Source organism: Aquisalimonas lutea, from assembly GCF_030409225.1.
Lineage (GTDB): Bacteria > Pseudomonadota > Gammaproteobacteria > Nitrococcales > Aquisalimonadaceae > Aquisalimonas > Aquisalimonas lutea.
Window position 1 is genome coordinate 563,051 of record NZ_JAUFPK010000004.1, and the last position, 15,884, is coordinate 578,934.

Here is a 15,884-nt window from a genome sequence, read left to right on the forward strand (position 1 = left end):
ATGTCTCCGACCACTCGGCTGTCGCCCAGTCGTGGCCGTTGTCCGCCGCGATCTTCGCCCATTTGAACGCCTCAACCGGATCCTGCGGCACACCGAGCCCCTGGATGTGGGCGCTATAGAGCATGTACTGGGCCTGGCTATCCCCCTGTCGGGCGGCTTCGAGAAACCACTGCACACCCTGGCCGTAGTCCTGTTTGACGCCGCTACCCCACATGTACTCCGTCCCCAATAACCTTTGCCCTACGGCGTCCCCTTGCTCGGCAGCCCGACGAAACCACCTGACAGCTAGCTCCGTATCCCGCTCGACACCCTCGCCTTCTCTGTACATCAGGCCAAGATTGCGCTGCGCTTGGGCATTCCCTTGTTGCGCAGATTTACGGTATAGACTGGCTGCCTTGCTCAGATCCTGTTCTACGCCGATACCGTGTGCATAGCTGTACCCGAGACTTAACTGAGCCAGGGCATTTCCCGCCGCGCTACTGCTCTGGAGCCATTGCGTCGCTTTCGCAACACTTTCTTCCACGCCAAGCCCCTTAAGGTAGAGTTCCGCCAAGCGAAGCTGCGCAACCGGATCACCTTCCTCTGCAGCCGGCTTCAATTCCTCAAAAGCTTCGCGATACTCACCCGCGTCAAACGCCTCCAAACCCGCCGCCGTATCGGCAAAAGCCACATCCATGGCTATGCAAAGGGATAAGCTGATAACCAGCGCACTACCGCGTCCGGTCAGAAGATCAGAAATGCTTCTAAGGTAGGGCATCGGATCCGTCCGCATGGCCTTCGTCCTTGTATGGAAAAATTACACCACGTGCTCCGCGCACCGCAAACCACCCCCAAGACGGGCGAACGCCGAGGGTCATGAACGCTCACGGAATAGGCATCTTTGGCATCTATATGTCGATCCATCCCTGGCCGCCCTATACGACTTCGCCATTCATGGTGAAATCATCGCACAGCAGGCATCTCCCCGCGTTCCACCCGTGCCCGGATGAGTTCCTTCTCCCGTTCATTAATGAACCAGTGCGCATTCTCCCACGAGCGCTGCGCCACACGATGACCCTGCCTCGCCGCAAACAACCTCCATGTATAGGCGACAACATTGTTGTTCGGCACACCCAGTCCTTGGAGATACAATCCACCAATGGCGTACTGCGCATCGGCATTGCCCGCCAGCGCAGCCCGCCCGAACCAGCGATGGGCCATGCGGTAATCAAGCTCCAATGATCCACGGCCGTAGTAGAACAGTTCCCCAAGTTTGTAAGCAGCCACATCGTCATCCTGAACCGCCGCTCGGTGAAACCAGGTCACCGCCAGCTCGTAGTCCCGCTCCACTCCCTCACCTTCCTCGTACATCAAACCGAGATTGCGCTGAGCCATGGAATTGCCCGCCTCCGCGGCCGCCCGGTATAGGGACGCGGCCTTCTCATTGTCGGTAGCGACGCCGATTCCGTTGGAATACAGGTATCCAAGTTCCAACTTGGCGGCTGCGTGGGATTGCTCGGAGGCCGAGCGAAGCCAATGCCTCGCGCGCTCCAGATCCTGTTCTACATGACTCCCCTGTAAGTACATACCACCGAGATAGTACTGCGCCTCGGGGTCGCCCGCTTCGGCCTCCGGTCTAAGCTCCTCGTAGGCCTTATCGAAATTTCCGGATTCGAACGCTTCCACACCCGCCGCCGTATCGGCAACGGCCACATCCATGGCTATGCAAAGGGATAAACTGATACCCAGCGCACTAGCGCGCCCGGTCAGATATTCAGAAATGCTTCGAAGGTAGGGCATCGGATCCGTCCGCATGGCCTTCGTCCCTGTCTTTATAGAAAACTACACCACGATCTTCGCGACACGCAAACCCGCCCGGCAACGGGCAGTCCCGCGCAATTAGTACGCCCCCTGCCGGCCACTGCTCAGCTCGCCTCACTCCTCCTTTAGTTCCGCAGCCTCCCGCGCCGAGAACGACGGCAGCTCCGGCCACTGCTCCGCCTCCACTTGCCTCACGACCTGCCGCTCTCGCTCGTCGCCCAAGAAGTACTCGCGATGCTCCCAGGCCTGTTCTCCGCCCGGGTAACCCTGCTCCGCGGCATACCGTGCCCATGTGTACGCAGCAACCACATCCGACTGCCCACCTAGCCCCTGGAGCAGCATGTTGTACAGCGCATACTGGGCCTCGGCATTGCCCGCCTCCGCGGCCTGACGAAACCAGTACGCGGCCTTGCGCAGATTCTGCTCAAACCGAAACCCGTCGTAGTACAACCCCGCAAGCTCCGTCTGGGCCACCACATCCCCTTGCTCCGCAGCCCGACGAAACCACTGCCCAGCCAACTGGTAATCCCGCTCCACGCCTTCGCCTTCCTTGTACATCAGGCCGAGATTGGATTGAGCTGCTGACTCGCCTTTTTGTGCCGCTTCCCGATACAACTCGACGGCGCGTTCCTTGTCGACATCAACCCCGAGACCGTTTGAATAAACATAACCAAGTCCTACCAGTGCATCTGTATAGCCCTGTTGGGCCGAACGCTGCAGCCACTGGTTCGCTACATCCAAATTCTCAGAAACTCCGTAACCGCTGCCATAGAGCTTTGCGACGTAGAACTGCGCCTCGGCATCCCCCGCCTCGGCCTCCGGCATGAGTTCTTCGTAGGCCTTTTCGTAGTTTCCGGACTCGAACGCCTCCACACCCGCCGCCGTATCGGCGACGGCCACGTCGATGGCTATGCAAAGCAATAAACTGATAACCAGCGCACTACCGCGCCCGGCCAGAGGATCAGAGATGATTCGAAGGTAGGGCATCGGATCCGTCCGCATGGCCTTCGTCCTTGTATGGAAAAATTACACCACGTGCTCCGCGCACCGCAAACCCACTAATGGCAAATCTGTGCCGCGCACTTAGTGCGTGCGCTGCCACTGTTCGGCTCGCCGGGCCGCCTCCCGGCGGCCCTCCTCATCCAGGAACCACTGCCATGTCTCCGACCACTCGGCTGTCGCCCAGTCGTGGCCGTTGTCCGCCGCGATCTTCGCCCATTTGAACGCCTCAACCGGATCCTGCGGCACACCGAGCCCCTGGATGTGGGCGTTGTAAAGCATGTACTGGGCCTGGCTATCCCCCTGTCGGGCGGCTTCGAGAAACCACTGCACACCCTGGCCGTAATCCTGCTCGACGCCACTGCCCCACATATACGCCGTCCCCAGCAGCCTCTGTGCTACGGCATCCCCCTGCTCCGCAGCCCGGCGAAACCATCTGGCAGCCAACTCCGCATCGCGCTCGACGCCCTCACCTTCTTCATACATCAGGCCTAGATTGCGCTGCGCGATAGCATCCCCAGCCTCCGCAGCCTCTCGATACAGAAAGACGGCCTTTTCATTGTCGGTCGCAACACCAATTCCATTGGAATACATATACCCAAGCTCCAGCTTTGCCGGCGCGTGCGATTGCTCCGAGGCCGACCGGAGCCAATGCCTCGCCCGCTCAAGATCTTTCTCTACATAACTGCCTTGTAGGTACATTCCACCAAGGTAGTATTGCGCTACCGGGTCTCCGGCCTCTGCTTCTGGGTTGAGTTCTTCGTAGGCGGTTTCGTAGTTTCCGGCTTCGAACGCCTCCACGCCCGCCGCCGTATCAGCAACGGCCATTTCCGTGGCTACGCATAGCAAGAGACCGACAAACAAAACGGTACTGCGCCCAGTCAGAAAATCAGAAATGCTTCGAAGGTAGGGCATCGGATCCGTCCGCATGGCCTTCAATCCCTTCCATTGAGAATCGACACAGCGTCCTCCGCCCATGGGAATTGCTTGCCAGTCAGTCGATCTCGGCTCCGTATCCTGTCCAGCCCGACTTTGCCTTCGTGCGAAGGTGATAGCTGTTTTTCCTGAACCACCGCCTCGCGCTGGTCGTGAAGAACAGGATCACGGCTCCGACCTGTAACCCCAGGACCATGACGTTGACGGCTGGATAAACCCACCGGGGCTCCATATAGATGCTCCCAAACTCGGTGGTTACGAACAGAAGGAGCATCGTCAGCGTCTCACCCGACATAATGGCCGAGTAATCGGCCACGAAGGCCAGAACGCTGAGTCCCACGAGGAACGTGAACAGCCGGCTGGCCCATCTCCGCCCGTCCATCGCCGCGAGGACGACCCACGCATAGAGAAAAAGCACGACCAGCAGGGGTAAGGACGGAATCAGCCTGCCTGCCAGGAGCAGGTTGGCGGCAGCAAAGCCGCCAGCAACGGCGACAAGGTCAATGCCGAGCGCAGCCCCTGCCAATGCGGCGCCCCATTTCGCTGTGCCCGGGCGCGGGAGATTTCTCACCCGCTTCGGGAATCCCCAGGTACGCGCTTCCAGATCCCGCGGATTCCGGAATCTCCTGTCATCCATGATTGCCTCGCCTTCCCCTTCCGCTTCCGCACAATCCACACGCTGCCGATCTCGCTGCGCCGCCATGCGGGCGCGGCATGACCTGCGTCGGGCGTTACGTATCCCGGGCACCCTCCGAGACATACGACCGCAGCACCGAGCGCAGTCGCCGGTCGCCATCCAGCGGCAATTCCGTCATGACGCTCGTCTCCACCACGTCCGCGTCACCCCGGAGGTGCTTGCGCGCTTGCCTGATAACCCTGGTGATCTCCACCACCTCATAGGAAATCCAGGGGAGCGTGGTTCCGTCCACAGGAAGCGCGCTACGCATCTCCTCGACGCCCCGGATGCGCACTTCCGTGCCGTCCGGAAACCGGATTCGCACTCGTACCCCTTGCCCACGGCTGTCGTCCGTACCGGCCTCGTGCCCAGTAACCCCCTCTCTCAGACGCTCCGCCTCATCTTTGGAGAATTTCGGAAACGGCGGCCACTCGCCTTGCTCGGTTATTCGCTGGATCTCATTGTTCACCGAGGGCGGGAGGATCATGTTGCGATTGCGCCACGCCTGCCTTCCGCCTTCGTGGCCCGCCCTGGCCGCACGGTAGGCCCAGCCCATCGCCGGCCGCACGTGAATATCTCCACCGACTCCCTGGAACAGCATGTTGTAGAGCGCATACTGCGCCTCACCCTCACCCTGCTCCGCCGCCTGGCGGAACCAGTAGGCCGCCGCACGCGGATTCCGCGCCACGTGCTGGCCGTTGTAGTAGAGGCGGGCCAGCTCCATTTGCGCCTCCAGGTGGCCCTGCCGAGCAGCGCGACGCAACCAGTGCTCGGCTGCATCGCTGTCGCGTTCCGCGCCCTCGCCCGAAAGATACATCATGCCGAGACGGTACTGGGCCCGGGCTTCGTCGTCTTCCGCGGCTCGCACCAGCTCCGCCGGGGCGCCGTGACCGACGTCCGCGCTAGCTCGTTCGCTCTCTTCGGCCGCGTCGTTACTGGCACAGCCTGCGATCAACAGAAAAAGAAAGCCGGCGAGGACCCCGGCGCATACGGCGCCGGATCCCGGGGTGTTGCGGGAAAGGGGTGCTGAACTCATATACACAAGGCGACTCCTTCGCATTTCCTTGCGGTATCCGTACCGAAGCTGTCACCACGATGGCGGCAATGGACCATGAGCCAGGAAGCGGGCGGCCTCGGAGACGAGGGCGGGACGGGGCCGGCCGATCCGTGGCAAGTGGCTCCAGGGTTGTCTCGGTCGTAATCTGCCGGTGCCCACCGAGCCGTGCAATCGGAAGACGTCGATCGATTCTGTAGGAATCGTCCTACACGCGCCCGGTCACGAGGTGATCACTTCCCGGATCGCCTCCAGGAATTCGTCGCCGTAGCGCTCCAGCTTGTGCTCGCCGACGCCGTTGACGGCGGCCAGCGCCTCGCGGGTCTCGGGGCGGGCGGCGACCATTTCCATGAGCGTGCTGTCATGGAAGACCATGTAGGGGGGAATGCCCTGCTCCTCCGCCAGGCGCCGCCGGCAGGCGCGCAGGGCCTCGAAGAGCTCGTGGCTGGCGGCGTCCTGCAGCCCCTCGCCGGGCTGGCGCTGGCGCCGGCCGGCCTTGCGCGGCTTGCGGTCCAGGCGCAGGGTCAGCCGGGTCTCGCCGCGGAGCACGGGACGGCACTGCTCGGTGAGCCGCAGGGCGCCGTAGCCGTCGGGGTCCACGGTGAGCAGGCCGTGGGCCACCAGCTGCCGGAACACGCCGCGCCACTGGGCGGTGTCCATGTCCTCGCCGATGCCCCAGGTGCTCAGGCGGTCGTGGCCGAGCTGGCGGATGCGCTCCTGGTCCGCGCCCTGGAGCACGTTGACCAGGTGAGTGACGCCGAAGCGCTGGCCGGTGCGCCAGACGCAGGACAGCGCCTTGCGGGCGGCGTCGGTGGCGTCCCAGGTCTCCGGCGGCTCCTGGCAGGTGTCGCAGTTGCCGCACGGCGGATGGTCGGTCTCGCCGAAATGGGCCAGCAGCGCCTGCCGGCGGCAGTTGGCGAGCTCGCAGAAGCCCAGCATGTCCTCGAGCTTCTGGCGCTCCACCCGGCGACGCTCGGCGTCGGCCCCGGAGGACTCGATCATCTGCCGCAGCAGGATCACGTCCTGGAGGCCATAGACCAGCCAGGCGTCGGCCGGCAGGCCGTCGCGGCCGGCGCGGCCGGTCTCCTGGTAGTACGCCTCCAGGCTGCGCGGCAGGTCCAGGTGGGCGACGAAGCGCACGTCGGGCTTGTCGATGCCCATGCCGAAGGCGATGGTGGCCACCATGATCACGGCATCGCCGCTGAGGAAGCGGTCCTGGTGGCGGCGGCGCTGCTCGGCGGACAGCCCGGCGTGGTAGGGCAGCGCCTCCCAGCCCTGCCCCTGCAGCCACTCCGCCGTGTCGTCCACCTTCTTGCGCGACAGGCAGTAGACGATGCCGGCGTTGCCCCGCTGCTCGTTCTCCAGGAAGGCCTTGAGCTGCTGGCGGGCGTTCTTCTTCTCGGTGACCCGGTAGCGGATGTTGGGTCGATCGAAGCTGGAGATGAAGCGCTCGGCGGCGGGCATCTCCAGGCGCTCCAGGATCTCCTCCCGGGTGCGCGGGTCCGCCGTCGCGGTCAGCGCCAGGCGCGGCACGTGCGGCCACTGGCGCCCCAGCACGGCGAGCTGCAGGTACTCCGGGCGGAAGTCGTGGCCCCATTGGGAGACGCAGTGGGCCTCGTCGATGGCGAACAGCGCCGGCTCGGCGCGCTGCAACAGCTCCTGCATGCGCGGCGTGAGCAGCCGTTCCGGGGCGACGTAGAGCAGGTCCAGCTCGCCGGTGAGCAGCTCCTGCTCGATGGCCCGGGCCTCGCCGGCGGCCAGCCCCGAGTGCAGGCACGCCGCGCGCACGCCGCTTTGCACCAGGGCGGCGACCTGGTCGTCCATGAGCGCGATCAGCGGCGAGACGACGATGCCCGTCCCGCCGCGCGCCATGGCCGGAATCTGGTAGCACAGCGACTTGCCGCCGCCGGTAGGCATGAGCACCAGGGCATCGCCGCCGTCCATGACATGGTCCACCACCTGCTTCTGCAGGGGGCGGAACTGCTCGAAGCCGAAGACGCTGTGGAGAAGGGTCTCCGGGTCCCGTTCCATGCTGCCTGTTGCCCGGTCCACGGTATGAATGATGCGCTCCCCTGTACGGCCCGGCCGCTGTACGATAGAACGTGCCAAGGTCCGGGAACCCGGACAATGGCATCGTCGGCCTGGCCCGGGCATGATACGGCACAGGGAAACGGAGAGCATCATGACGTGGATGAGTACCGGGGCGCTCGTGGCCGCAGGACTCGGCGTACTCCTGCTGATCCTGGGCGTCGTGCGCCTGTGCCGGCTGCGCTTCGGCAACGGCTGCGGCCACTGCATTTTCGGCGTCGTTCTGATCGCCGCCGGCATCACCGCGGGCAGCGTCGGCGCCCACCTGCACACCTACGATCGCCTCACACGGGAACGGGATGTCCTGGACATCCGCTTCATCCAGGAGGACGAGCAGCTGTACACGGCCATCATCGAGTACCCGGACACGCCGGTGGTGGAGCGCTTCCGCGTCCACGGCGACCAGTGGCAGGTGGACGCCCGCATGCTGAAATGGCGCGGGCCGGGCATGCTCGCGGGGCTGGACAGCCGCTATCGCCTGGAGCGCCTCAGCGGCCGCTACGCGGACGTGGAGCAGGAGCGCAACGACCGCCGCAGCGTCCATGAGCTGGGCGCCGACGAGGGCCTGGACCTGTGGTCGCTGGTGCGCAACAACAGCGAGTACGTGCCCTGGGTGGATGCCGTCTACGGCAGCGCCACCTACCTGCCCATGCGCGACGGCGCCCGCTACCGCGTCCGGGTCACGCAGTCGGGCCTGCTGGCCCGGTCGCTGGACGAGGATACCGCGGCCGTCGTCGAGGGCTGGGAGTAGGCACGCATGCCTGTCACAGCGTAGCGGCCAGGCGCGTCCCCTCCTCGAACGCCCGGCCGGCGTCCAGGCCCTCGACGGTGCGGCTGCCGCCGATGACGTGCACCGGCCGTCCGCAGCCGGCCAGCGCAGACACCAGCTCCTGTACGGGTTCCTGTCCCGCGCAGACGACCACATCGTCCACGGCGAGGGTGCGCGGCTGATCCTCCACCTGGACATGCAGGCCGTCGTCGTCCATGCGCTCGTAGCTCACCCCGGCAAGCATGTGCACGCCCCGTTCGCGCAGGCGGGCCCGCTGCACCCAGCCCGTGGTCGTGCCCAGACTTGCGCCGGGCTTGCCGGGGCTGCGCTGGAGCAGATATACCTCACGGGCCGGGCTCGGCGGTGCCGATGCCACGCCCTCCACCCCGCCGGGCACTCCGGCGGCCGGGTCCACGCCCCACTCGCGGAAGAAGGCGTCCGGATCCGTGGCCGCTGCCGAGCCTGCGGCGGTCAGGAATTCGGCGACATCGAAGCCCACGCGCCCGGCGCCGATGATGGCGACCCGTTCGCCGAGCTCGCGGCCGCCCAGCAGCGCCTCCGCATACGAGTGCACGCGCGGGTGATCCAGCCCCGGTATCGCCGGCACGCGGGGGGTCACACCGGTGGCCACGACAATCTCCTCGAAATCCTCGCCGAGCAGGTCGTCCGGGCCGACGTGGCGCCCCAGGCGCAGATCCACCCCGATGGACCCGATGCGCGTGCGGAAGTACCGCAGGGTCTCCGCGAACTCCTCCTTGCCGGGGATCCGCCGGGCCATGTTGAACTGCCCCCCGATGGCCTCGGCGGCATCGAACAGGCTCACCTCGTGGCCTCGCTCGGCCAGGCCGGTGGCGCAGGCGAGCCCCGCCGGGCCGGCGCCCACCACCGCCACGCGGCGCGGAAACCGGGTCGGCACCAGGTTGAGCTCGGTTTCCCGGCAGGCGCGCGGGTTCACCAGGCAGGTGGCATAGCCGCGCCGGAACACCCGGTCCAGGCAGTCCTGGTTGCAGGCGATGCAGGTATTGATCTCGTTAGTGCGACCGTGGGCCGTCTTCGTCACCCAGTCCGGATCGGCCAGCAGCGGGCGCGCCAGGGAGACCAGGTCGGCGTCGCCGCGCTCCAGCACCGCCTCGGCCTCCGCGGGCATGTTGATGCGGTTGGCGGCGACCACCGGCGTGCGCACGGCCGCGCGCACCCGGGCGGTGATCCCGGTAAACGCGGCCCGGGGCACGCCGGTCTGAACCGTGGGCACGCGGGCCTCGTGCCAGCCGATGCCGGTGCTGATGAGCGTGGCGCCGGCCTCGTCCACCGCCCGGGCCAGCGTGACCACCTCCTCGGCGGTGCCGCCGCCGGCGACCAGGTCCAGCATGGACAGGCGGAAGATGACGATGAAGTCGTGCCCCACGGCGGCGCGCACCCGGCGGAGGATCTCCAGCGGAAAGCGCATGCGGTTGCCGAGGGGCCCGCCCCATCGGTCGCGGCGGTGGTTCGTCCGCGGCGCCAGGAACTGGTTGATGAGATAGCCCTCGGCGCCCATGATCTCGACGCCGTCGTAGCCCGCCTCCCGGGCCAGCGACGCGCAGCGGGCGAAGGCCTCGATCTGGCGCTGGACGCCCGTGCCGCCCAGGCGCCGCGGCCGGAACCGGTTGCCGGGGGCACGCCCGGCGGAAGGCGCGACGGCCAGGGGATGGTCGCCGTAGCGCCCGGCATGCAGGATCTGCATACAGATGCGGCCGCCCTCGTCGTGCACCGCCCGGGTCACCAGTCGATGGCGGCCCACCTGGAAGCCGCTGGCCAGGCGCGCCGAGAACGGGGCGAGCCAGCCGGCCCGGTTGGGCGCGATGCCCCCGGTGACCATGAGCCCGACGCCACCGCGGGCGCGCTCGGCGAGGTATACGGCGAGGCTCTCGTAGTCCCGGCGACGCTCCTCCAGGCCGGTGTACATGGCCCCCATGAGCACCCGGTTGGGCAACCGGGTGTATCCCAGATCCAGGGGTTGCGTCAGGTGCGGGTACTGTTGGCTCATGCGGTCGATCCCTGGCCCGCCGGGGCACAGCAGTGGCGGGTGATCCGGTCGGAGCCCGACACTACCGCAACGGCTGCGTTCCTGCACGTCCTGCAAACCTCTCAGGACGTAGCACGATCCAGTGCCCGCACCACGGCCGGACTGGTACACTCCGCGCCATGCTGAACCTGGTCAATCTTACCCTGCGCCGCGGCCGCGAGGCCCTGATCGAGAATGCCAACGCCGTCATCCGCCCGGGCGAGCGCGTGGGCGTGGTGGGCGCCAACGGCACCGGCAAGTCGAGCCTGTTCGCGCTGATCCGCGGCGAGCTCCAGCCGGACGCCGGCGAATGCTCCATGCCCCCGGGGCTGATCATGGCCCACGTGGCCCAGGAAATGGCGGCCACCTCGCGGCCGGCGGTGGAGTTCGTCATGGACGGCGACGCCGAGCTGCGCCAGATCGAGGCCGAGCTGGAGCATGCGGAGGCCGCCGGCGACGGCGAGCGCATGGCCGCCCTGCACGGGCGCATCGACGCCATCGAGGGCTACAGCGCCCGGGCCCGGGCCGGGGCATTGATGCACGGCCTGGGCTTCTCGCCGGAGCAGGAAGACACGCCGGTATCGTCGTTCTCCGGCGGCTGGCGCATGCGCCTCAACCTCGCCCGGGCGCTGATGTGCCGCTCGGACGTGCTGCTGCTGGACGAGCCCACCAACCACCTGGACCTGGACGCAGTGCTCTGGCTCCAGGACTGGCTGCGCGGCTACCCGGGCACGCTGCTGCTCATCGCCCACGACCGGGATTTCCTGGACGCCGTCACCGGCCGCATCCTGCACCTGGAGCACCGCGGCCTACACAGCTACACCGGCAACTACTCCGATTTCGAGCGCCAGCGCGCCGAGCGGCTCGCCCAGCAGCAGGCCGCCTTCGAGAAGCAGCAGGCGGAGATCGCCCGCATCCAGCGCTTCATCGACCGCTTCCGCGCCCAGGCCAACAAGGCGCGCCAGGCCCAGAGCCGGGTCAAGGCGCTGGAGCGCATGGAGGTGGTCGGCCCGGCGCACATCGACTCGCCGTTCCAGTTCAGCTTCCGGGCCCCGGAGCATCTACCCCGGCCCCTGCTGGTCATGGACAAGGCGGCCGCGGGCTACCAGGGCACACCGGTGGTCGAGAACATCGAGCTGTCCCTGGCGCCCGGCGACCGCATGGGCATCCTCGGGCCCAACGGCGCCGGCAAGTCCACCCTGGTGCGCCTGCTGGCCGGTGAGCAGCCGCTGCTTGCCGGTGAGCGCCAGGGCGCGCACCAGCTGCGCATTGGCTACTTCGCGCAGCACCAGCTGGAGCAGCTGGATGCCGAGGCCTCGCCGGTGCTGCACCTGCAGCGGCTGGACCCCAAGGCGCGCGAGCTGGACCTGCGCAAGTTCCTGGGCGGCTTCGGCATCCAGGGGGACATGGCGCTGCAGCCGGTGGCGCCGTTCTCCGGCGGCGAGAAGGCCCGCCTGGTCCTGGCCATGCTGGTCTACCAGCGCCCCAACCTGCTGCTGCTGGACGAGCCCACCAACCACCTGGACCTGGACATGCGCCATGCCCTGACCATGGCCCTGCAGGAGTACCAGGGCGCCCTGGTGGTGATCGCCCACGACCGGCACCTGCTGCGCAGCACCACCGACCGGCTGCTGCTGGTCGCCGACGGCCGGGCCGACGTCTTCGACGGCGACCTGGACGACTACGCCCGCTGGCTGGCCCAGCGGCGCTCCGCGGGCAGCGATACCGGCGCCTCCACGGGCGCGGCGACCGGTTCCGGCAAGCGCCGCCAGGAGCGCCAGCAGAAGGCCAGGGCGCGGCGCGAACTCCAGCCGCTGCGGCGGGAGGTCGAGCGCCTGGAGAAAAGCGTCGACGACCTGTCCGCACGCCTGCGCGCCATGGAGGACCAGCTGGCGGAACCGGCCCTGTACGAGCCCGAGCGCAGCGACGACCTGCAGGCCCTGCTCGCGGAGCAGGCGCGGCTGCAGGCCGCCATGGAGCAGGCCGAATCGGACTGGATGGCGGCCCAGGAACGCCTCGAGGGGGCGGAGGACTCGGCATGAGCGACGATCACGATGCGTGCATTGCGGACCTGGAGATCCGCATCACGCACCAGGAAGACACCATCGATTCCCTCACCGACAGCCTGGTCCGGCAGCAGCGCATCCTGGACCGGATGCACGAGCAGATGGAATCGCTGCGCCGGCGGCTGGAGAGCGTCGAGGAGAACAACAGCTCCGGGGAAGAAGGCGACAGCGACGACCCGGAGCCGCCCCCGCCGCATTACTGAAAGGGCCGGCCCTTACGGGCGACGTCCACCGGCAGGTGGCCCGGCGGCACCATGCCCGACTCCATGAGCATCACGGCCTGCACGTCCACTCCCGTCTCGGCCGGGCTGACCACGCGCCGCACGCGCATGTGATCGGCGCGCGAGACCAGGTCCAGGATGCGGCGCTCCTGCAGCGTCTCCCCCTCCGCCGTGCGCAGCAGCAGGACCCGCGGCGCCAGGCGGTGCTCCGGCTCCACGGAGATCACCAGCCCCAGGGCGCCGCTGTCGAGCTCGACGACGCTGCCCACCGGATAGATGCCGACGCAGCGGATGAAGGCCTCCATGAACGTCTGCCCGAACAGCTCCGGCGACTCGTCGTGGAGAATCCCCAGGGCCTTCTCCGCGGCCATGCCGTCGCGGTAGACGCGGTCGCTGGTCATGGCGTCGTAGGAGTCGGCGATGCCCACCGCCAGCACGGGTTCCGGGATGGAGGGGCCCGCGAGCCCGTCGGGGTAGCCCTTGCCGTTGATGCGCTCGTGGTGGGAACGCACGATCTTGAGGGCCATTTCCGGGATGTTCCCCGCCGAGCGCAGCACGTCGTAGCCATCCACGGGATGGCGCTGCATCACCGCGAACTCCTCGTCGGTGAGCGGCCCGGGCTTGTTGAGGATCTCCTTCGGGGTGAAGGTCTTGCCGACGTCGTGCAGCAGCGCACCGAGGCCGATCTGCTCCAGCTCGTCGCGGGAATAGCCGAGGTGCTGGCAGAAGGCCAGGGTCAGCACGCAGACGTTGAGGCAGTGGAGCGAGGTGTACTCGTCCCGGTTCTTGAGGTTGGTGATCCAGAGGCTGGCGCTGGCGTCCCGGGCGATGTTGCCCAGCATGTCGCTGACAACGGCCTGGGCCTCGTCGGTGTCGACGCTCCGCCCCAGGCGGATGTCGCTGAACAGCCCCTTGACGAAGCGCCGGGCACGCTCACGGCTGCGCGAGGCCGTGTGAACCGCCTCGCGGAACTCCGCCCGGTTCTCGCGGCGCTCGCGAACCACCGGGGCCACGGCTCGCGGCGGCGGAATCTTCACCCGGGAGCGTTCGGCATCCACCACGACTTCCATGCACAGCGAGCGCAGCTGCGCCAGGTCGGCCTCGTTCTCCACGGTGAAGCCCTGGAACAGGAACGGGGTCTCCACCCACGGGCGATCCAGCGCGGATACGTACATCCCGATTCGCAGCTTGTCCGCCGGGATTCGTTGCTCGCTCATACTCGCGTCCGCTGCAGGGAGGTCCCGCTCCCCGATCCATTCTGTTACTGTCTCGCCTCACGCTCTCGGGCCTGCTCTTGCGGGCCTCGCCCCGCTCCCACGGAGGAACAGTGCTACTGCAACTGCAGGATATCACGCTCGCATTCAGCGGTCCGCCCGTGCTCGACCACGTCTACCTGGAGGTCCAGCCCGGGGAGCGCATCTGCCTGCTGGGCCGCAACGGCACGGGCAAGTCCACCCTCATGAAGGTCATCGAGGGCAGCCAGGAGCCGGACAGCGGCCGGGTCATCCGCCCGGACGGCGTCCATGTCGCGCGCATGGAGCAGGACGTGCCGGGTCTCGGGGATCGCTCGGTCCGCGACGTGGTCGCCGAGGGCCTGGGGCAGCCGGGCGCGGACCTGCAGCGCTGGGAGGAGCTCAGCGCGCGCATGGCTGCCGGCGACGACGACGCCGGCGACGAGCTCCAGGCCGTGCAGCAGCGCATCGAGACCGCCGGCGGCTGGCAGCTCGCCGCGCGCATCGACGCCGTGCTCAGCCGCCTGGAGCTGTCCGGCGACCTGCCCTTCGACCAGCTCTCCGGCGGGCGCCGGCGGCGGGTCCTGCTGGCCCGGGCGCTGGTGAACGAGCCGGACCTGCTGCTGCTGGACGAGCCCACCAACCACCTGGACATCGACTCCGTGGACCGGCTCGAGCGGATGCTCCTGGGCTTCCGCGGCACCGTCCTGTTCATCACCCACGACCGCGCCTTTCTCCGGCGGCTGGCGACGCGCATCCTGGAGCTCGACCGCGGGCAGCTGACCAGCTGGCCCGGCGACTACGACACCTACCTCGGCCGCCGCGAAGCCGCGCTGGAAGCGGAACAGCAGCAGCAGGAGCGCTTCGACCGCAAGCTGGCCAAAGAGGAGGCGTGGATCCGCCAGGGCATCAAGGCCCGGCGCAAGCGCAACCAGGGCCGCGTACGCGCTCTCAAGGCCATGCGCGAGGAGCGGCGGGAGCGCCGGGAACGCGCCGGCAACCCGCGCCTGGAGGCCCAGGCCGCGGAACGCTCGGGCAAGCTGGTCATCGAGGCCGACCGTATCAGCGGCGGCTACCCCGGCGAGACGCTGTTCCGGGACTTCTCCACAACCATCCAGCGCGGCGACAAGGTGGGCTTCATCGGCCCCAACGGCTGCGGCAAGACCACGCTGCTGCGCATCCTCCTCGGGCACCTGGAGCCGAGCGCCGGGCGCATCCGCCACGGCACCAACCTGCAGGTCGCCTGGTTCGACCAGCTGCGGGAGACCCTGGACCCCAACGCCACCGTCCGCGACACCGTCGGCGGCGGCCGCGAGACCGTGAACATCAACGGCGAGGAGCGCCACGTGGTGGGCTATCTCCAGGATTTCCTGTTCGAGCCGTCGCGGACGCGGTCGCCGGTGTCGTCGCTGTCCGGCGGCGAGCGCAGCCGGCTGATGCTGGCCCGCCTGTTCACGCGCCCGGCCAACGTGCTCGTGCTCGACGAGCCCACCAACGACCTGGACCTGGAGACCCTGGACCTGCTGGAGCAGCAGCTGGTGAACTTCGACGGCACCCTGCTGCTGGTCAGCCACGACCGGGAGTTCCTGGACAACACGGTCACCGGCACCATCGCCTTCGACCCGGACGGCGAGCTGCGTGACTACGTGGGCGGCTACAACGACTGGCTGCGCCAGCGGCCCGCCCCGCCGCAGCCGGGCTCCGCGCCGGCGAAACCCGCCGCGTCGCCGGCGCCTTCCCGGGAACCCGCCGCGGAGACGGCCCCCGCCCGCAAGCTCAGCTACAAGGAAAAGCGCGAGCTGGAGCAGCTCCCCGGGCGCATCGAGGCGCTGGAAGCGGAGCAGGCGGAGCTGTCCGAGCGCATGGCCGATCCGGCGTTCCACCGCCAGGAGGCCGACGCCGTGGCACGGGCCACGCAGCGGCTGCAGGAGGTGGAACAGGAGCTGGAGCAGGCCTACCAGCGGTGGGCGGAGCTGGAGGGGGAGTGACAGCGTCGGGG

Annotated in this window: 13 protein-coding genes; 4 read left to right on the forward strand and 9 right to left on the reverse strand. The window is 67.7% G+C overall.

Features of this window, described 5'->3' with window-relative positions; all coding sequences use genetic code 11:
• The 7 genes from QWY84_RS13715 to recQ form a co-directional block, all read right to left on the reverse strand.
• On the reverse strand, window positions 1-772 hold a 772-nt coding region (locus tag QWY84_RS13715; RefSeq protein ID WP_290203286.1), incomplete at its 3' end, for a tetratricopeptide repeat protein.
• 170 nt (window positions 773-942) lie between these two features.
• The gene (locus QWY84_RS13720; protein WP_290203288.1) at window positions 943-1,794 is read right to left on the reverse strand and encodes a tetratricopeptide repeat protein; all 852 of its coding nucleotides are present in this window, start codon (window positions 1,792-1,794) and stop codon (window positions 943-945) included.
• Window positions 1,795-1,914: 120 nt separating this feature from the next.
• Window positions 1,915-2,802 (reverse strand): tetratricopeptide repeat protein, encoded by an 888-nt coding sequence (locus tag QWY84_RS13725; RefSeq protein WP_290203289.1) that lies wholly within the window; start codon window positions 2,800-2,802, stop codon window positions 1,915-1,917.
• Between the two features lie 81 nt (window positions 2,803-2,883).
• Window positions 2,884-3,729 (reverse strand): tetratricopeptide repeat protein, encoded by an 846-nt coding sequence (locus QWY84_RS13730; RefSeq protein WP_290203290.1) that lies wholly within the window; start codon window positions 3,727-3,729, stop codon window positions 2,884-2,886.
• Between the two features lie 64 nt (window positions 3,730-3,793).
• Window positions 3,794-4,438, reverse strand: a complete 645-nt coding sequence (locus tag QWY84_RS13735; RefSeq protein WP_290203291.1) for a hypothetical protein — start codon at window positions 4,436-4,438, stop codon at window positions 3,794-3,796.
• Between the two features lie 28 nt (window positions 4,439-4,466).
• Window positions 4,467-5,447 carry a tetratricopeptide repeat protein gene (locus QWY84_RS13740; RefSeq protein WP_290203293.1) on the reverse strand — a complete coding sequence of 327 codons (981 nt, stop codon included), beginning with the start codon at window positions 5,445-5,447 and terminating at the stop codon, window positions 4,467-4,469.
• Between the two features lie 240 nt (window positions 5,448-5,687).
• Window positions 5,688-7,496 (reverse strand): DNA helicase RecQ, encoded by a 1,809-nt coding sequence (recQ, locus tag QWY84_RS13745; RefSeq protein WP_290203407.1) that lies wholly within the window; start codon window positions 7,494-7,496, stop codon window positions 5,688-5,690.
• 151 nt (window positions 7,497-7,647) lie between these two features.
• Here recQ and QWY84_RS13750 point away from each other — a divergent pair, with 151 nt between their 5' ends.
• Entirely contained in the window at window positions 7,648-8,304 is a 657-nt protein-coding gene (locus tag QWY84_RS13750; RefSeq protein ID WP_290203294.1) for a hypothetical protein, read from the forward strand.
• Between the two features lie 13 nt (window positions 8,305-8,317).
• Here QWY84_RS13750 and QWY84_RS13755 read toward each other — a convergent pair whose 3' ends face one another.
• On the reverse strand, window positions 8,318-10,348 hold the full coding sequence (locus QWY84_RS13755) for an oxidoreductase (protein ID WP_290203295.1): 2,031 nt from the start codon (window positions 10,346-10,348) through the stop codon (window positions 8,318-8,320).
• 158 nt (window positions 10,349-10,506) lie between these two features.
• Between QWY84_RS13755 and QWY84_RS13760 the strand changes: the two genes are divergently transcribed.
• Window positions 10,507-12,408, forward strand: a complete 1,902-nt coding sequence (locus QWY84_RS13760) for an ATP-binding cassette domain-containing protein (RefSeq protein WP_290203296.1) — start codon at window positions 10,507-10,509, stop codon at window positions 12,406-12,408.
• A complete protein-coding gene (locus tag QWY84_RS13765; RefSeq protein WP_290203297.1) occupies window positions 12,405-12,635 on the forward strand; it encodes a SlyX family protein in 231 nt (76 codons plus the stop codon). Before QWY84_RS13760 ends, QWY84_RS13765 begins: the two co-directional genes overlap by 4 nt.
• Here the strand turns inward: QWY84_RS13765 and QWY84_RS13770 are convergent.
• On the reverse strand, window positions 12,629-13,870 hold the full coding sequence (locus tag QWY84_RS13770; protein WP_290203298.1) for a cyclic di-GMP phosphodiesterase: 1,242 nt from the start codon (window positions 13,868-13,870) through the stop codon (window positions 12,629-12,631). The genes QWY84_RS13765 and QWY84_RS13770 overlap by 7 nt on opposite strands.
• 110 nt (window positions 13,871-13,980) lie before the next feature.
• On the opposite strand from QWY84_RS13770, the gene QWY84_RS13775 reads away from it, so the two are divergent.
• Window positions 13,981-15,873 (forward strand): ATP-binding cassette domain-containing protein, encoded by a 1,893-nt coding sequence (locus tag QWY84_RS13775; protein ID WP_290203300.1) that lies wholly within the window; start codon window positions 13,981-13,983, stop codon window positions 15,871-15,873.
• The last annotated feature ends 11 nt before the right edge of the window (window positions 15,874-15,884 follow it).

What these genes read in the sequence shown, in the direction of transcription:
- QWY84_RS13720 (WP_290203288.1), bottom strand. Translation starts at nt 1,794, where the DNA reads ATGCGGACGGATCCGATGCCCTACCTTCGAAGCATTTCTGAATATCTG.
- QWY84_RS13725 (WP_290203289.1), bottom strand. Translation starts at nt 2,802, where the DNA reads ATGCGGACGGATCCGATGCCCTACCTTCGAATCATCTCTGATCCTCTG.
- QWY84_RS13730 (WP_290203290.1), bottom strand. Translation starts at nt 3,729, where the DNA reads ATGCGGACGGATCCGATGCCCTACCTTCGAAGCATTTCTGATTTTCTG.
- QWY84_RS13735 (WP_290203291.1), bottom strand. Translation starts at nt 4,438, where the DNA reads ATGGCGGCGCAGCGAGATCGGCAGCGTGTGGATTGTGCGGAAGCGGAA.
- QWY84_RS13740 (WP_290203293.1), bottom strand. Translation starts at nt 5,447, where the DNA reads ATGAGTTCAGCACCCCTTTCCCGCAACACCCCGGGATCCGGCGCCGTA.
- recQ (WP_290203407.1), bottom strand. Translation starts at nt 7,496, where the DNA reads ATGGAACGGGACCCGGAGACCCTTCTCCACAGCGTCTTCGGCTTCGAG.
- QWY84_RS13750 (WP_290203294.1), top strand. Translation starts at nt 7,648, where the DNA reads ATGACGTGGATGAGTACCGGGGCGCTCGTGGCCGCAGGACTCGGCGTA.
- QWY84_RS13755 (WP_290203295.1), bottom strand. Translation starts at nt 10,348, where the DNA reads ATGAGCCAACAGTACCCGCACCTGACGCAACCCCTGGATCTGGGATAC.
- QWY84_RS13760 (WP_290203296.1), top strand. Translation starts at nt 10,507, where the DNA reads ATGCTGAACCTGGTCAATCTTACCCTGCGCCGCGGCCGCGAGGCCCTG.
- QWY84_RS13765 (WP_290203297.1), top strand. Translation starts at nt 12,405, where the DNA reads ATGAGCGACGATCACGATGCGTGCATTGCGGACCTGGAGATCCGCATC.
- QWY84_RS13770 (WP_290203298.1), bottom strand. Translation starts at nt 13,870, where the DNA reads ATGAGCGAGCAACGAATCCCGGCGGACAAGCTGCGAATCGGGATGTAC.